Origin of the sequence: Streptomyces sp. NPDC014006 (genome assembly GCF_043088925.1) — a bacterium.
Taxonomy (GTDB): Bacteria; Actinomycetota; Actinomycetes; order Streptomycetales; family Streptomycetaceae; genus Streptomyces.
In genome coordinates this window covers 257136-273465 of record NZ_JBICAJ010000007.1, presented here as the reverse complement: position 1 = coordinate 273465, position 16330 = coordinate 257136, and the positions used below count along the sequence as shown (strand labels likewise).

The 16330-nt window shown below is 71.3% G+C and carries 17 protein-coding genes; 9 read left to right on the top strand and 8 right to left on the bottom strand.

Going from position 1 to position 16330, the window contains the following annotated elements:
• Nucleotides 1–80: 80 nt before the first annotated feature.
• The 3 genes from ACF1GV_RS24640 (at nt 81) to ACF1GV_RS24630 (ending at nt 2397) form a co-directional block, all read left to right on the top strand.
• Complete coding sequence (locus ACF1GV_RS24640) at nt 81–830, top strand: GPP34 family phosphoprotein (RefSeq protein ID WP_391684623.1); 750 nt, start codon at nt 81–83, stop codon at nt 828–830.
• Nucleotides 831–1142: 312 nt separating this feature from the next.
• The gene (locus ACF1GV_RS24635) at nt 1143–2000 is read left to right on the top strand and encodes a helix-turn-helix transcriptional regulator (RefSeq protein WP_363263462.1); all 858 of its coding nucleotides are present in this window, start codon (nt 1143–1145) and stop codon (nt 1998–2000) included.
• Between the two features lie 205 nt (nt 2001–2205).
• Complete coding sequence (locus tag ACF1GV_RS24630; RefSeq protein ID WP_363263461.1) at nt 2206–2397, top strand: DUF397 domain-containing protein; 192 nt, start codon at nt 2206–2208, stop codon at nt 2395–2397.
• Between the two features lie 159 nt (nt 2398–2556).
• On the opposite strand, the gene ACF1GV_RS24625 is transcribed toward ACF1GV_RS24630, so the two are convergent.
• The 3 genes from ACF1GV_RS24625 to ACF1GV_RS24615 form a co-directional block, all read right to left on the bottom strand.
• Complete coding sequence (locus ACF1GV_RS24625; RefSeq protein WP_391684619.1) at nt 2557–3432, bottom strand: MerR family transcriptional regulator; 876 nt, start codon at nt 3430–3432, stop codon at nt 2557–2559.
• Nucleotides 3433–3499: 67 nt separating this feature from the next.
• Entirely contained in the window at nt 3500–4000 is a 501-nt protein-coding gene (locus tag ACF1GV_RS24620; RefSeq protein WP_391684616.1) for a glutathione peroxidase, read from the bottom strand.
• 23 nt (nt 4001–4023) lie between these two features.
• On the bottom strand, nt 4024–5034 hold the full coding sequence (locus ACF1GV_RS24615) for an ArsR/SmtB family transcription factor (RefSeq protein WP_391684614.1): 1011 nt from the start codon (nt 5032–5034) through the stop codon (nt 4024–4026).
• An 89-nt stretch (nt 5035–5123) separates the two neighbouring features.
• On the opposite strand from ACF1GV_RS24615, the gene ACF1GV_RS24610 reads away from it, so the two are divergent.
• Entirely contained in the window at nt 5124–6326 is a 1203-nt protein-coding gene (locus ACF1GV_RS24610) for an MFS transporter (RefSeq protein WP_391684612.1), read from the top strand.
• A 12-nt stretch (nt 6327–6338) separates the two neighbouring features.
• Here ACF1GV_RS24610 and ACF1GV_RS24605 read toward each other — a convergent pair whose 3' ends face one another.
• The 3 genes from ACF1GV_RS24605 to ACF1GV_RS24595 all read right to left on the bottom strand — a co-directional run bounded on the left by ACF1GV_RS24605 (nt 6339) and on the right by ACF1GV_RS24595 (nt 8950).
• Nucleotides 6339–7220 carry a prohibitin family protein gene (locus ACF1GV_RS24605; RefSeq protein ID WP_391684609.1) on the bottom strand — a complete coding sequence of 294 codons (882 nt, stop codon included), beginning with the start codon at nt 7218–7220 and terminating at the stop codon, nt 6339–6341.
• A gap of 601 nt (nt 7221–7821) precedes the next feature.
• Entirely contained in the window at nt 7822–8109 is a 288-nt protein-coding gene (locus ACF1GV_RS24600; RefSeq protein WP_391684606.1) for a hypothetical protein, read from the bottom strand.
• Nucleotides 8110–8197: 88 nt separating this feature from the next.
• Complete coding sequence (locus ACF1GV_RS24595) at nt 8198–8950, bottom strand: ASCH domain-containing protein (protein ID WP_391684603.1); 753 nt, start codon at nt 8948–8950, stop codon at nt 8198–8200.
• A gap of 336 nt (nt 8951–9286) precedes the next feature.
• Between ACF1GV_RS24595 and ACF1GV_RS24590 the strand changes: the two genes are divergently transcribed.
• Together ACF1GV_RS24590 and ACF1GV_RS24585 are read left to right on the top strand one after the other, a co-directional pair.
• Nucleotides 9287–10234, top strand: coding sequence for a hypothetical protein (locus tag ACF1GV_RS24590; RefSeq protein WP_391684601.1), 948 nt, complete (start codon nt 9287–9289; stop codon nt 10232–10234).
• A gap of 94 nt (nt 10235–10328) precedes the next feature.
• Nucleotides 10329–11096 carry a hypothetical protein gene (locus ACF1GV_RS24585; protein ID WP_391684598.1) on the top strand — a complete coding sequence of 256 codons (768 nt, stop codon included), beginning with the start codon at nt 10329–10331 and terminating at the stop codon, nt 11094–11096.
• A gap of 76 nt (nt 11097–11172) precedes the next feature.
• On the opposite strand, the gene ACF1GV_RS24580 is transcribed toward ACF1GV_RS24585, so the two are convergent.
• Both ACF1GV_RS24580 and ACF1GV_RS24575 read right to left on the bottom strand, forming a co-directional pair.
• A complete protein-coding gene (locus tag ACF1GV_RS24580) occupies nt 11173–12372 on the bottom strand; it encodes an SPFH domain-containing protein (protein WP_363263448.1) in 1200 nt (399 codons plus the stop codon).
• An 11-nt stretch (nt 12373–12383) separates the two neighbouring features.
• Nucleotides 12384–12635: a hypothetical protein gene (locus ACF1GV_RS24575; RefSeq protein WP_391684595.1), complete on the bottom strand. Its 252-nt coding sequence runs from the start codon at nt 12633–12635 to the stop codon at nt 12384–12386.
• A gap of 219 nt (nt 12636–12854) precedes the next feature.
• Between ACF1GV_RS24575 and ACF1GV_RS24570 the strand changes: the two genes are divergently transcribed.
• The 3 genes from ACF1GV_RS24570 (at nt 12855) to ACF1GV_RS24560 (ending at nt 16224) form a co-directional block, all read left to right on the top strand.
• The gene (locus ACF1GV_RS24570) at nt 12855–13967 is read left to right on the top strand and encodes a catalase family protein (RefSeq protein WP_391684593.1); all 1113 of its coding nucleotides are present in this window, start codon (nt 12855–12857) and stop codon (nt 13965–13967) included.
• A gap of 165 nt (nt 13968–14132) precedes the next feature.
• Nucleotides 14133–15149, top strand: coding sequence for an NADP-dependent oxidoreductase (locus ACF1GV_RS24565; protein WP_391684590.1), 1017 nt, complete (start codon nt 14133–14135; stop codon nt 15147–15149).
• 22 nt (nt 15150–15171) lie between these two features.
• A complete protein-coding gene (locus ACF1GV_RS24560; RefSeq protein ID WP_391684587.1) occupies nt 15172–16224 on the top strand; it encodes an alcohol dehydrogenase catalytic domain-containing protein in 1053 nt (350 codons plus the stop codon).
• Nucleotides 16225–16330: the final 106 nt, after the last annotated feature.

Below are 16330 nucleotides of genomic sequence, written 5' to 3'. Positions count from 1 at the left end.
CCTTACAAACAGGTCACGCACCCTCGACAGACCAATGTGAGAGGGGTCACCCTGTCATTCATCCACGCGGGGAGGCATGGATGGGCAGGAGCCGCAGAACACTTCCGGAGGAGCTTCTGCTGCTGGCACTGGACCCGACCACGGGTACCACTGCACAGCCGCAGTCGCTCGACCTGGGTCTGGCCGGAGCACAGCTAGTGGAGCTGGCGCTGGCCGGACGGATAGCCCCAGACGGGGATCGTATCGCCGTGGTGGTACCACGGCCGACAGGAGATCCAACTCTGGACTGCGCGTTGGAGTTGCTGCGAAGGCGCGGCGCTCCGGTACGGGCCGTCCACTGGATCGGCGGGCCGCGTCTCGGGCTCCGCCAGACCTACCTCTCGCATCTGGAGCGGTGCGGCATGGTGCATGCCGTCGAGGGCCAGATGTGCGGAGTGCTGCCGACGACGCGCTATCAGGCGACGGACAACGAGATCAGCCGGGAGATCAGGGCCCGGCTGGATTCGGCGATCCGCACCGGCGTACCGCCGGACCCGCGGACCGCGGCGCTCGCCGCCCTGGCCCACGCGGTCGGTCTCGGCAAGCACCTGTACCCGGGCAACGAGGGCCGTTCGTCCCGTTCCCGGTTGCGGGACCTGATCCGGCACGACCCCATGGGCGGGCTGGTCGCGCACGCCGTCATGGACGTGCAGAACGGCGCGGCGGCACAGCCACGCCGCGGAGCGCCCCCCAGCCGGCAGGCCGGCGGAGCCCGGTCGGCGACGGAACCCGCTCACGGGGTTCCGGTGCAGCCGCACCGGGCCGGCATGGCGCGCGTCGTGGCCCACTGAGCCGCGGTCACGGCACCGCACCGCACCACCGGCGCCCTCCGGCGCCACCACCAGGACCCGTTCGGGAGCCGCGCGTCCGCGCGGGGTGGCTCGGCCGTACGCCCTCGAAGGGCCCGGCCGCGCCGCCCCGCGCGAACGCATGCCCGCACGCACACCGCTGAGGCCGGCTCGTACCCACGTGCGAGGGCCCGTACGCGTCTTCGCCGCATATCCACCGTTCGGCAGCGGTAGGAACCCGCTTGGTGGCAGTCTGCTCAACAGCAGATACGCAAAGTTGCTAGCAACAGGCACGCAGCCGGAGGTGCACGTCCCGTGGCGTCCAATGTCAATCCCACTGTCAGGCGGCGCCGGCTGGGCCAGGAGCTGCGCAGGCTCCGTGAGCTCAAGGGCATGACGGCCGAGGAGGTCGCCGAGCGGCTCCTCGTCTCCCAGTCGAAGATCAGCCGGCTGGAGAACGGCCGCCGCAGCATCAGCCAGCGCGACGTCCGCGACCTGTGCAGCGTCTACGAGGTCGAGGACCAGCGGGTCGTCGACTCGCTGATGCAGATGGCCAAGGACTCCCGCCAGCAGGGCTGGTGGCACACCTTCGGAGACATCCCCTACAGCGTCTACATCGGGCTGGAGACGGACGCGGCGAGCTTGAGGGTGTACGACCCGCAGGTGGTGCCCGGTCTGCTGCAGACCCGGCAGTACGCGGAGGCGCTCATCGCGGGCGCGCTGCCGGAGACCGCGCAGGCCGACATCGACAAGCGTGTGCAGGTGCGCATGCGCCGGCAGGAACGCATCACCGCGCCGGAGAACCCGCTGCGGCTGTGGGCGGTGCTGGACGAGGCGGCGCTGCGCAGAGTGGTCGGCAACGAGTCCGTGATGCGCGACCAACTGGAGTACCTGGTCGAGCAGTCGCAGCTCCCGCACGTCACCGTGCAGGTCATCCCGTTCGAGATGGGCGCCCATCCCGGCCTCAACGGCCAGTACGCGATCCTGGAGTTCCCGGACGCCGCGGACTCCAGCGTCGTCTACATCGAGGGCGTCACCAGCGACCTCTACCTGGAGAAGCCGAACGACGTCCACAAGTACGCCATGATGTACGAGCACTTGCGGGCGCAGGCGCTGAACGTGGACCAGTCGCTGCAGTACATCTCGCGGATCGCCAAGGAGTACGCCCGCTGACGACCGCCTTGTGCGGGCCCGGCCGTTGAAAGTGCCGCACGGTACACCAGTCAACGGCCGGGATGGAAGTCTCCTCTGGAATATGCCGTCCAACGAGTGAATAGTCGCTTCGCGACCCGAGGGGGACGAGTAGCGTCGATCACGCCAATCAGGCAACAAGGTTGGCGTGATTCGAACAACCCTCCTCAGGCAATACGGAGCAGACATGGCAATTCGTCAGGGCGCCACGGACTCGTGGACCAAGTCCTCCTACTCCACGGGCAATGGCGCGTGTGTCGAAATCAAGTCGCCGGTCGTGGCCGCCATGGCCGTACGGGACTCCAAGGTCCCCGAGGGGCCCATCCTGTCCTTCCCGGCCGAGGCGTGGAGCGCCTTCGTCACCGCGGTCAAGTCCTGAGGGGAGGGTCTTCCTGAGACCCGCGTACCCCCCACGACACAGCGCCACGAAGAGGGCCCTCTCGACGAGCTCGCCGTCCTTGCCGAGAGGGCTCGGCTTTCCCCGCCGGACCCGATAGTCCCGTCCGGGGAAAGCCGGTTCAGCCGTGACACCCGGCGGTCACCGCACGGGGAAGGCCACATCGCACACCGGGTCCTCGGGGCCGGCAGCGTCCCAGTCGGCGAAGTAGATCTCCCGGCACGGGCCGTCGTACTCCAGCCCCCGCTCCTTCATCCACGCCTCCACCGCTTCGAAGGCGGCGAGGATCTGCGGGTGCGCGACCTGCGCCTTCGTGATCCGCGTGTACGCCAGCCGGCGTGCCGGCTCCACCCGTACCACCGTCTCCCAGGCCCGCCCGCGGGCGGCCGCCCACGCCCGGGCCGCCTCCTCGTCGGCGACGGGCACACAGGACTCGGCCGGGCCGTCGCTCTCCATGGACACCTCGGCGTGGTAGACGACGAACGGCGACGCCACGACCCCACCGCACTCCCGGGCCGCTGCCCCCAGCCGCCCCATGGACGCCCCGATCCACGCGGGCAGCTCGTCCGCCAGCGTGTGCCGCTTCTCGGCGAGCACCACCTGCGCGGGCACCTCGACCGTCTCCACCTCGAACGCGTCGTACATCTCGAATCCCCTTCCGGACAGTCGTCCACGGAGGAACCCGGCGAGTGTGCGCTGCCGCGCGATCCGCTCCTCGACGCCGGCCCAGTACGCGCCGAGCCGGTCGGCGGCCGCGCCCCCGTCCCGCTCGGCGGCCTCGACCACCTCGGCGATCACGGTCAGCGGCATGTCCAGCTGCCGCAGCAGCGCGACCGTCCGGGCGCGGTCGATCTGGCCGCCGCGGTAGTAGCGGTAGCCACTGACCCCGTCGACGCGTGCCGGGCGCAGCAGGCCGAGGCGGTCGTACAGCCGCAGGGCCTTCGGCGAGAGCCGGGCCCGCGCGGCGAACGCGCCGATCGTCAGCAGGTCGTCGTCCACGACGCCATCCTCCGTCACCGGGCGCACCTGGCCCGGTGACGGGAACGCTGGTCCTTGCCCCAGGGGCAAGGTCAACCCGGTCCGGCTAGCCGAGCGCCTTCTCGACGGCCGCGACGAGTGCCGCCGCCTCCGGCTCGGTCTGCGGCGAGAAGCGGGCGACGACCTGGCCGTCCCGCCCGATCAGGAACTTCTCGAAGTTCCAGCGGATGTCCCCGCTGTGCCCCTCGGCGTCCGCGGCCCCGACGAGGCGCTGGTACAGCGGGTGCCGGTGCTCGCCGTTGACGTCGACCTTCTCGGTCATAGGGAAGGTCACGCCGTACGTCGCCGAGCAGAACTCGGCGATCTCCTCGGCGCTGCCCGGCTCCTGCCCGAGGAACTGGTTGCACGGCACGCCGAGCACCGTGAAGCCGCGCTCGGCGTACCGCTCGTGCAGCTTCTCCAGGCCGTTGTACTGCGGGGTCAGCCCGCACTTGGAGGCCACGTTCACGACGAGCACGACCTGCCCGGCGTAACTCTTCAGGTCGGCGGGCCCACCGGTGAGGGCGCCGATCTCGACGTCGAGGGGGGAGGAGGCGTCAGTAGTCATGAGCGGAGCCTAGCGGGGTGGGGTTACACGATGGCGGCGGGCGTGGAGGGGTCACCGGTGGGGGCCTCGGGGCGGGCGCCCGCCGCCTCGACGAGCACGTCCCCCGCCGCCGTCCGCGTGTACAGCACCGACCGCCCCGCCCGACGCCGCAGCACCAGACCGGCGTCCCGCAGCACCCGCAGATGCCGCCCGACCGATCCGAGCCCCTGACCGGTGACGGCGACCAGCTGGGTCGTGCTCATCGGCGAGGCGAGCAGCACGAGCACCGCGGCCCGCCCCGGCCCCAGCAGCCCGCCCAGACTCGCCGGCACCCGGGGCCCGCCGTCCCCGGCCAGCGCGCCCACACACGGATAGACCACCGCGTACCGCCGACCGTCCTCCCAGCTCACCCACCCGGTGCGCGGGGTGACCGGCACGAACACCAGCTCCGCGCCGGCGATCTCGCGCGGCGGGTACTCGTGCGGATTGACCTGGAACCGGTTCTCGCCCAGCCACCGTGTCCCCGGCCGGAGCGAGTCCAGTACCGCCGCCCAGCCACCCCGGCTGACCTGCGCCGTCCGTGCGACCACATCGGCCTCCAGCACCCGCCGGCGCCGCTCCCAGCAGGTCAGGACGGTCTCCTCCCACACCCACTCCAGCAGCGCCGCCGCCCGCTCGGGCAGATCGTCACGCTCCAGCTCGGCGGGCAGCGCCCCGGCGAGGGACATGCGCAGATGCGCGCGTGCCCGCGCGCCCCCGACCTGCCGTACCCGCGCGACGGCGTCGCCGAAGTCCTCCCCGTCGTACGGCGTCGGCGTGAGGAAGTCGGCGATCCACTCCCGGCCGAGCCCGGCCCGCACCAGCGACGCGGTCACGCTGTCGCGGGCCAGCAGGGCGCGGTAGGCGGGCAGGTGGGTGCGGAGCCACTCCTGCTCCCCGGGATGGGACCCGCTCGCCGAGTGCAGCAGTGTCAGGGAGGCGAAGACCTCCGCGAGCGGTGAGATCACGAACCGGCTGCCGGCCAGTGTGTCCGCGTTGACCTGCCACCAGCCCATGCCCCACCGGCCTCTCGCGTGCCACCCGACCTTTCGCGTGTGGGCGAAAGAGTACGGCCGCACCCCCGGCAGCTTCGACCCTGTGGGGCATGCGCAGCTACCGCGACCTGTTCCGCACCCCCGAGTTCACCCCGCTCTTCCTGTCCAGCGCGGCCCTGACCGCGGCCCAGACGACCGGCGGCCTGGCACTGGCGACGCTGGTGTACCGGGCGACGGACTCACCGCTGCTGGCGGCGGTGAGCATGTTCGGCCCGTCCCTCGCCCAGGTCCTGGGCGCGACCCTGCTTCTGTCGGGCGCGGACCGCCTGCCCCCTCGGCGGGCACTGACGGCGATCTCCCTGACGTTCGCGGCGGGCACCGCCCTCCTCGCGATCCCCGCCCTGCCGATCTGGTCGGTGTTCCTGGTGATCCTCACGCAGGGCCTGGTGGCGTCGCTCGGCGGCGGAGTGCGCTGGGGCCTGCTGAACCAGATCCTCACCAAGGACGGCTATCTGCTGGGCCGTTCGGTGTTCACCATGATGAGCGGCCTGATGCAGATCACGGGCTACGGCCTGGGCGGGGCCCTGCTGGCGTACCTGAGCCCGCACACGACCCTGCTGCTCTCGGCGGCGCTGTACGTCGTGTCGGCGGCGGCGACCCGCTGGGGGCTGACCGCACGGCCCCCGCGGGCGACGGGCCGCCCGTCGGTCAGCACCACCTGGCGGACGAACGGCACGTTGTGGCGGTCCCGCCCCCGCCGCCTGACGTATCTGGGCCTGTGGATCCCGAACGGCCTGATCGTCGGCTGCGAGTCCCTGTACGTCCCGTACACCCCCGCGTCGGCGGGCACGCTGTTCGCGTGCGCGGCGCTGGGGATGCTGCTGGGTGACCTGGCGGCGGGCCGTTTCGTGCCGCCCGTCCTGCGCCCCCGCCTGATCACCCCCCTGCTGGTCCTGCTGGCGGCCCCCTACGCCGCGTTTGCCCTGCACCCCCCGCTGTGGCTTGCGGCCGTGCTGGTCACGACGGCGTCGGCGGGCTTCAGCGCGAGCCTGCTGCAGCAGGAACGCCTCATGCGGCTCACCCCCGACGACCTGAGCGGCCACGCACTCGGCCTGCACTCGGCGGGCATGCTCACCCTCCAGGGAGCGAGCGCCACACTCGCGGGCACGCTGGCCCAACTGACGTCCCCGGCCTCGGCGATGGCCCTGCTGTCCCTGACCTCCCTGACGGTGACGGCGTGGCTGGCGCGGGCCGGGACGGCGGGCGCACCGGGCGGAGTGCTGCTCGACGAGGAGCGCGCGGAGGCGCCATGACGACTCGTGGCGTCACTTCTTGCTGCCGTCCACGATGACCGGCGTGCCGTTCGCGTCGGTGCCGCACGGGACGGCGTACACCGGGTTGGCCTTCGCGGCTTCCTTGTAGGCCTCCAGGCACTGGTTGTACAGCACCTTGTCGCTCAGCGACCGCTCGATGATCTTGTTGGCGGCGGCGATGCCCTCCGCCTCGATCCGCTTGCGCTCGGCCTCCGCCTTCGCCGTGCGGGCCGCCTCGGTGGCTCGCTCGGTGGCCTGCTCCTGCTGGATCTTCTTGTCGATCTGGTCCTGCAGCTTGTCCGACGGCCGCACATTGCGCAGGTTGACGGTGGTGACGTCGATCCCGCGTGGCGCCAGCCGCTGCTTGACGAGGTCGGCGATCTCGGCGCCGATCTGCTCGCGGGCGGAGGCGTAGCCCTCCTCGCTGGTGTGCTTCGCGAACACGTTGCGGATGATCTCGCGGCTGTCGGGCAGCACCAGCCGCTGCTCAACGGCGTCCTCGCTGCCCGCCAGCCGGTACAGCTCGACCGCCTTCGCCGGCACCACGGCCCACTTGATGGTGACGTCGGCGTACAGCACACCGCCCTGGGAGGAACGGACCTCGACGACGTCCTTGCCGTTGAGGTCGAGGTCGACCGGGCGGGTGGAGAAGGACGTGACGTCGGTGAACGGCGACTTGAAGTGGACGCCGGACGTCAGCGGCGCACCGATCTTCCCGAAGGTCACCGGGACGCCGACCTCGTAGGCGCTCACGACGTGGACACACGCGAACGCTCCGGCCAGCAGTCCGGCGACGGCACTGAGCGCGGCCCCGATCCTCCAGCCCGTCTCGTCACGTCTGCGCCCGACGAGAAAGAGCACGACGGCGCCTATGAGCAGCAGGATGAACAGCACGAACACAGGAAATCCCCCTCCGGAAACGTTTCCGCGCCCCCCTGGGCCGCGACCCCGGCGCGCATCGTAGCGATCGAGGATGACGTCGGTACCCCGTCGCGGAGAACCGGGGGACCGAACGCGTGGACTCGTGAGGACGGCGCACCCCAGGACGCGCTGCCTCCGGTTCCCGGATGGTGCCGTTGCCTTCTCAGCCCCCTCCCCGACAAGGCGCCCCGACATGCGACGTATCCCCTCCGACGCCTGTTCACCACCGCGCTCGTGGCGTCGGCACTGGCCCCGACGGCGGTGACTCCCGCAGCCGCTCACGCCGGGTGCGACGACGCCCACGACCAGGACCAGAACCAGGACCAGGGCTGACCGCACGGCCTCGGCCGCGAGCTGACCACCCGCCTGGACGAGGCGATCGAGGACGTCCGCCGCGAGGCCGGCATCCCCGGTGTGGTCGTCGGACTGTGGATGCCGTGCCGGGGGACGTACGTCCGGGCGACCGGAGTCGCCGACCTCACCACGCACCGGCCGTGAGGGCGAGGCCGGCGAACTCGCCCGTCCGGCAAGCGGGTTCGGGGAGGCAGGTGCCGGGTGGGGCCGGGTGTCGGGGTCAGCGGGTGAACGTGCCCAGTTCGTTGGCGTCGAGATGTTCGACGGTGACGCTCGCGGCCTTGCCGGAGTCGACGTGGAAGGTGACGCCGGACAGGCCCACGGCGTTCTCGCCCTGGGTGCGGTAGGTGAAGGTGCCGCCCGTGCAGACGTCGTCGGCCTTCAGTGCGACGATGCCGAGCCGTTCGCCGGGCAGCAGGGTGACCGTGGTCGCGGCGCCCAGCCCGAAGGCACCGGAATGGCTCAGCCGCAGCGCGCCGCCGTCGTCGTAACCGAACCTCAGGGCCACGGCCGGCGCCGCTCCCGTGCTTGAGGGAGCGGCACCGGGGGCACCCGGGGGTCGCCAAGTGGGTGAGGGAGCACGTTCGCGCGGGGGTTCAGGCGTCGGCCAAGCGGAAGTGGACGATGGCGATGTCATCACCGGGAGCGATGCCTGGGTAGTGGTAGCGCAGCCGCTCGTGCAGCGTCGCGAGATCGCGGAACCCGTCGGCGACGGCATCCTGTTCGGTCAGCTCACCGACCGTCTTGTGACGGATCGCCGTCACGACGCCCGGGAGCACCAGGTCCTCCTCCAGCTCGAAGACGAGGTCGACCGGCCCCGTGGCGACGGTCGTCCTTCGCCGCACCGTGGTCGTCTTGTGCCCCGAGCGGACGGCGTCGAGATAGTCCCGGTGGAAGGCCAGTGACTGCGTCACCGTCCCGGCGCGCCCCGCTCCGGAGACGTCCTGATCGGCCCACACATAGCTGTGCGGCAGCAGACCGGCGACGGAGATGCTGCGGATCCCCTCGTCCGTGGGCACGAGGACACGGATGCCCGGATGATGGTCGAGAAGAACCTGCCGATCCCGCCCGCACGGCGCCAGCACTCCGCGCCCGTTGTCTCCGACGGCGACGATGGCCGCCAGCTCACGCGCCCCCGCGGCACGGGCATGCCCCAGGGCGACGAGCTCCGCGCAGGGCCCACCGGTGAAGTGGTAGAGGTTGATCCCCCCGAACACCCGCCCGCTCACGTCGCGCACGGCGGCACCGACGGTGTGCACCTCCCCGTCCCCGTTGTCCTCCACAATGCGCCGAGCGAACTCGACCAACTCCATGTCCTCTTCGGTGGCTTGCTGCAGATCGTGGACCATGAGCAGCAGCCTAGGGCGGCGACGCGGGGGAGAGCAGGCGGGGCGGACGGAGCGGGAGGCCGGGACCATCGTGCGCGTGTGACCTGCGCAGCGGAGCGCCCCCTCATCGGTCTGCCGAAGTCGCCCGTGATGCAGTGGCCGGAGGCCGGCGCCGACCCAAGCCCACGCGGGCTTCATCGCGTTGACCCGAGCAGAGGGCTCCAGGACTCCGGCTTCGCCGCACTCGCCGACCGGCTGCGTTCCGTTGCAGCGAAATGATCAGCGTGCGCGGCGAGGTGGTCAGCTGAGTACGCGTACTCATGTGGTGCCGCGGCGGCGCCTGACAGGCTCCGTGGCATGAAGGACAGGCTCCGTGACATGCAGGGCGGCAGAGGGGCGCTGACGGCGCTGCATCTCCTCCTGGTCTGGGCGATGACGGCGGCTGCGGTGCCGGTGTTCGGTGTGGGGCTGCTGGCGGCGGGCTGGGCCGACGGTCTCGGAGCGGCGGTCCTGGTCCTCGTCCTCGGTGTGCCGCTGGTCGTGGGCCTGCTGACCATCTCGGCCCTGCCGATGAGGACCGTGCTGCCGCTGTACGGTTCCTTGCCGCGGCGGCTGGGCTGGGCCGTACTGGTCTTCGTCCTCGGCACGCTCGGCGTCGTGGCGGGCCTGGTCGCCTACGGCCGGGACGTCGACCTCGGCAGCGCCGGCACCCGGATCGCACTGGCCGGGGTGCCCTACGCCGTGGCGGCGGCGTTCTTCGTGCCGAGCAGGTGGGTGCGGCTCGGGGCGCTGGCCGCGCTGGCGGGCGCGGTGGCCTACGGGGGCTTCGTCGGCCCGGCGCTGGCACGGCAGGGCGAGGAGGAGGCGCAAGCCGCGCGGTACCGGGAGCATCCGGAGCTCCTGTTCCTGGGCGACGCGCCGCCGGGCCTGCAGGTCTCCCATGCCGAGGTCGGCCCTGCCACGTTCATCGTCGACTACCGCCCGATCCGTGAGGGCTACGAGACGGGCTACGCCGGGCTCGTCGTACGCCCACCGTCCACCACGACCCCCCGATGCCCCGAGCCCGCCGAGAAGAACGTGACCTGCACGGTGGACGCGCACGGCGACATGGTCAGGATCCGCGACTTCGCCGGCGGAACCCACGAGATCAGCCTCACCCGCCGCCAGGGCCGAGCGGAGTTCGAGGTCACCAGCCAGACGGTCGCCGAGCCCGGGCTCCGGCGACTCCTGGACACCCTGCACCCGCTCTCCGACGCGGAGTTGGAGAAGCTGGAGCAGGAGAAGAGGATCGACCGGCACCTCTGAAGCGGGCGGCCGCTGCAGGGCCCCGCGTCACCGGGTAAGGTACCGGTCTTCGGCCGGCGGAAGCCGCACGGAGTCCTCGAAGGCCGGGAACATCATGCAGCTCGCCGACCATCCCGCACGCCGCCGCCTCAGCGCCGCCCTGGACAGCCTCTCCGTCACCTTTCGCGGCATGACCGCGCATCCGGACGAGTGCAACTGCGTATGCCACTGGGGCAGCGCGGAGGAGCTCGCCCTTCTGAAGACGCCGGACGTGGAACTGGAGCCGGACCTCCTGCGCCGGACCTGGCAGGCCATCGACTGGATGGATCACGCGGCCGTGCTGCGCCGCATCCTGCCGCAGTTCGCCCGGGCGCTGGCCGCCGGTCGCGTGGAGCCCCTGTCCGGACTGGAAGAGGCCGGCTACTCCTTCGCCCGCGGCCGCTGGCAGCAGTGGCCCGACGAGCACGCCGAGCGGGTACGGGAGTTCCTGCACGCCTGGTGGGCGCAGAGCCTCACCGATCCGGACGCCGCAGTTCCGGCGCACCAGGTCTTCGCGATGTGCGCCGAGGCATCCGGAACGCTCGCCCCCTGGCTCGCCGACTGGGAGAAGCACACCGGACACCTCAGCGACCGGCATCTCGCCGAGGCGGCCGCGGAGTGGGAGTCCGAGCTGCTGCGAGACAGCCTGCCGTGGAGCGTCCACTGGTACGAGCACGACGAGGAGGAGATGCGCGCCGAACTGGTCGCCTGGCTCCTCGGCCATGCCGCGGCGCGGCTGCGCGAGTCGGGCGCACCGGCGGATCTGCGGCACCGGATACGTCTGCTCGGGCTCACCGGCGAGGCCCGCTGGACGGACCCGCACTGGCCGGGCCACGGCTACTGACCGAACGTGACGGGTGACCGGGCCCGGCCGTTGCCGATCGGACGCCTCGCGCAGGTGAACAAGCCCGCTGCCGCGCTCAGTCGACGTCCACCCGGCCGTCCTTCGGCTTCTGCTCCTTGCCGGCGGCCAGTCGCAGAAGGCCGCTGTCCTCGCTCTCCTCCGGGCGGCGGCCGTCGGGGCGGTGGCCGTCGGAGTCCTGGCCGTTCAGGTTCTGCCGGACCGAGTCGAGGATCGTCAGACCCTGGGACACCAGACCGGCGGCGATCTCGCCGAGGCCGTCCGCCCCGTTGAGGACGTTGACGTTGGCGCCCGCGAGGCCGCCCGCCGCCTCCTTGACGATCTGCGGGAGCTGGTCGATCAGCATCCGGTCGAGCGCGACCCGGTCGTACGAGGCCGCCGCCTCCGCCTGAACCTTCATCCGCTGCGCCTCGGCGGCCGCGAGGATCCTGACCCGCTCGGCCTCGGCCTCGGCGGGCTTCACGATCTCGGCCACCAACTGCTGCTGGCGCAACTGGGCCTGCCGCTGGGCCAGTTCCGTCTGGGCGGCGAGCACCTCCTGCTGGGCGTCCGCCTGCGCCAGCGGTCCGGCCTGCGCGGCCTTCGCCTGAGCGCGGTCCACCTCCGCCGAGTACTCGGCCTTGACGATGGCGGTCTGCCTGGCGTACTCGGCCTGCGCGCGGGCCGCCGCCTGCTCCGCCTCGGCCGCGGCCTGGGTGGCCTGCGCCTGCGCGATCTGGGCCTGCCGCTGGATGGCTGCCTTGTGCGGCGCGGACATCGCGTCGATGTAGCCGGTGTCACCGTCGTCGATCGACTGGATCTGAAGGGAGTCGACGGTCAGACCGATCTTCGCCATCTCGGTCTTGGAGGTGTCCAGGACCTCCGCGGCGAGCTTCTGCCGCTCGGTGACGATCTCCTCGACCGTCATCGAGCCGATGATGGCCCGCAGATGGCCGGCGAAGATCCGCCCGGTGAGCACCGACATCTGCTCCTGGTCGGAGAGAAACCGCTGACCCGCGTTGATGATGCTCTCGTGATCGTTGCCGACCTTGAAGGCGATGACCGCGCGGACGTGCAACGCGATGCCCTGCCTGGTCACGCAGGTCTCGGTGACCTCGGACTCGCACATGGACAGGGTGAGGAAGCGGACCTTGCGGAAGACCGGGAGCACGAACTTGCCGTGCCCCGTCACCACGCGAAACGGCGCGCCCCCCAGGCCCCGCCTGCCTCCCGAGATCAACATCGCCTCGTCGGGGGCGGGGACGCGGTATCCGAACATGCCTGTACTCCTCAGTCGGCGTCGGCGGTGTTGCCGCCGAGCGCGTCCAATGGATCCACCCACTCGATGACGCCGACCTCACGGCATCCCCGCGATTCGATCACGAGCACCGTCGCGCCCGCGGACAGGGGGTTCTCCGACCAGGCGAGGAACGTCTCGGAGCCGCCTCTGACCCGCACCAGGATCTCACCGGGACCCGCGGATCCGCGCGTTCCGATGAGTACCGTCCCTGTGCAGCCGACCACGGCCTCGTCCTGTGGCATCACCGGCCGCCCTCCTCGTCCTGCCCCCATGATTCCGACGATAGACCCACCCCGCCCGGGACCCAACGGCCAGGAGCGTTCGCCATGGCCCCGGGGGGTGCCGTGACGTTCCACGGTCTGCCCGCCGACGTGTGGTGCATCACAACAAGTTAGATTGTGCGCAATTAAGTTGCAGACTAACGTCTGGAGCAGGACGCCACGACACAGGAAGGCGGCAACGTGAACCCCATACGCCACGAGGACTACCGTCCCATCGAACGCCCCACCTACCAGCAGGAGTTGGACGAGGTCGTGCAGCAGGTGGCGCGTCGCACCCACGCCTCCGTGGAGCGCCAGGCCGTCGGTCGAGCCGTCCGCACGGCCCACGGGAAGACCTACGGCCTCCTCAAGGCCACGGTCACCGTCGGTGACAACACCGGCTTCTACCGCCAGGGCCTCTTCGCCCGCCCGGCCGTGTACGACGCCGTCGTCCGCTACTCCAACGGCCTGGGTCATCACCGCCCCGACCACCAACTGGGCGCGGCGTGCGGCATGGGCATCAAGCTGTTCGGCGTTCCCGGCCCTTCGCTGCTGGACGATGAACGCGACAGCGGCACCTTCGACCTCAACCTCATCAACAACGAGGTCTTCTTCGCGAACACCGCCTACGACTACATGGTCATCGAAGACCTGTTCGCCGAACTGCCCGAGGCACTGGTGGACCCGGCCCGCCGCAAGACCTGGATGGCGGAGTTCCTGACCCGCCGGGGAACGCTCACCGATCCCGGCAGCTGGCTGTGGGACGAACTGCTCGCCATGCTGTCGTTCACCGCGGTCCCGCGCCGGAACCTGCTGTCGTACACCTACAACAGCATGGGCGCATTCCGGTACGGCGACCACATCGCCAAGATCCGTACCGTGCCGACGGCCGCGTCCCTGTCCGCCCTCACCCACCAGATCGTGGACGTGCGCGCGGACAACGAGGCGTTCCGCCGCACCCTGGTGGCCGAGGCCGCGGAGCGCGACCACTCCTTCGAGCTCCAGGTGCAGCTCAACACCGATCTGGCCCGGATGCCGGTGGACAACACCTCCGTGAAGTGGCCCGAAGACCTGTCTCCCTGGGTGACGGTCGCCCGGGTGGATCTCCCGCGCCAGGACGTCGGCGGGGACGACAACCTGGCCGCCGCCGACACCACGTCGATCACACCCTGGCGATCGCGCGAGGAGCACCGGCCCCTCGGCGAGATCCAGCGGGTGCGGCAGGAGGTGTACCGGCGCTCGTCCATCGAACGGCACCGCGTCAACGGACAGGACCGGCGCGAGCCGGCCGGCAGCGCGGAGCTGGTGGGCTGACCTGCCCGGTTCACCTCCCTTGCGGTGATCTGCTTGCTCTGGGAGGAACGGCACCCTACCCTCACGAGCATACCGACTGGATGGTATGCCCGTGGGGGCGCGGGTGCCCCGCGACGACCAGGGCGGCGTGGCAGCCGGCCCGATCCACCGAAGGAGCAGCCCGAGATGCGCAGAGCCAACCACCAGGTGCGCCTGGCCGCACGCCCCGTGGGGGAGCCGCAGCCCACCGACTGGGCGCACACCGACGAGGTGATCGATGAGCCCGGCGACGGGGAGTTCCTGGTACGGGTGCTCTATCTGTCGATCGACCCGGCGATGCGCGGCTGGATGAACGCGGGCAGGTCCTACATCCGCCCGGTGGAGATCGGCGAAGTGATGCGCGCCGGTGCGATCGGCCAGGTGATCGCCTCCCGGCACACCGGCTTCGCGGTCGGAGACCATGTGTCGGGCACCTTCGGCGTGCAGGAGTACTGCCTGTCGGACGGCCTCGGCGTCACCAAGGTCGACCCGGCGGCGGCCCCCCTGCCGACGTACCTCGGCACCCTCGGCATGTCGGGGCTGACGGCCTACTTCGGTCTCATCGACATCGGGCGTCCCGAGCCCGGCCAGACCGTCGTGGTCTCCGGGGCGGCGGGGGCCGTCGGCAGCGTCGTCGGCCAGATCGCCAAGATCCTCGGCTGCCGGGTCATCGGCATCGCCGGAGGCGAGCGCAAGTGCCGGCTCGTGGTCGACGAGTTCGGGTTCGACGCCGCGATCGACTACCGGACCGACGACATCCGCAAGGCGCTGCGCGAGCACGCCCCGAACGGCGTCGACGTGTACTTCGACAACGTCGGCGGCGACGTCCTGGACGCCGTGCTGCTGCGTCTGGCGCGCGGTGCCCGCGTCGTCATCTGCGGGGCCGTCTCCCAGTACAACAACACCACGCCACAAGGCCCCGCCAACTACATGTCGCTGCTGGTCAACCGCGCCACCATGACGGGCATGGTGGTGTTCGACTACGCCGACCGGTACGCCGAGGGGATCGGGCAACTGGCCGCGTGGCGATCGCAGGGCCGGCTGAAGTCGCTGGAGGACGTGGTGCCCGGGGGAGTCGCGGCGTTCCCCGAGACCCTGATGCGGCTGTTCCGCGGCGAGAACAACGGCAAGCTCGTGCTCCAGGTCGCGGACGCGGACGCGTAGGGCAGAGGGGAAGAGAAGACCAGTGAAGGCACTGACCTACCACGGCCGCCACGACATCCGCTACGAGGATGTCCCCGACCCGGCCGTGACCAGCCCCACCGACGCGGTCGTCAAGGTCACCACCGCCGGTATCTGCGGCAGCGACCTGCACATCTACCACGGCAACCCGTTCAGCCCCGAAACGGGCTACACACCCGGGCACGAATGCGTCGGCGTGGTCGTCGAGACCGGCGGCCAGGTCACCCGGTTCAAGCCCGGCGACCGGGTCCTGGTGCCCGCCTCGGTCGGCTGCGCCCAGTGCCGCTCCTGCGCGGCCGGGTTCACCGCCCGCTGCGAGCGCGCCAAGTCCAGCGTCGAACTCTGCTACGGGGTGAGCCCCCAACTGCCGGGTAGCCAGGCCGAAGCGCTGGCCGTACCCCACGCCGACGTCAACCTGGTGCACCTGCCCGAGGGCATCTCCGACGAGGCCGCCGTCGTCCTCACGGACAACGCCCCCACGGCCTGGTACGGCTGCCGCCGCGCCCGCATCCAGCCCGGCGAGACCGTCCTCGTCGTGGGCCTCGGCCCGGTCGGCCTCATGGCCGCCCAGTCCGCCTTCGCCATGGGCGCCGCCCGTGTCCTCGGCGCCGACCTGGTCGCGGAACGCCGTGCCTTCGCGGCCACCTTCGGTGTCGAGCCGGTCGAGGGCGAGGACGCGCGCACGGCCGTACGCGAGATGACGGACGGCCGCGGACCGGACGCCGTGGTCGAGGCCGTGGGTTCGGACGCCACGATCGAACTCGCCCTCAAGGCCGTCCGCCAGGCCGGCCGGGTCAGCGTCATCGGGGTCAGCCAGAACAAGGCGTTCCCCCTCCACATGGGACTGGCCCAGGTCAAGGAACTGGAGTTCGCCATCGGCCTCTGCTCGGTCCACTACGAACTCCCTCCCCTGATCGCCCTCGCCCAGGCCGGCCGCATCAAGCCGGAAGCCGTGGTCTCCCACCGTTTCGCCCTCTCCGAGGGCCCCAAGGCGTACGACCTGTTCGCGGGCCGCGCCGACGGCGTCCGCAAGATCCTCCTGGACCCGGCGGGCTGACGTGCGGCGCCCACGGGGGCGGAGACGGGGGGGGGGGGGGGGGGCGGGCCGGAGAGGGGGGAGGGGGGGCGGGGATGGCGGCCGACCCCGCGACGGCCCTCAGTGC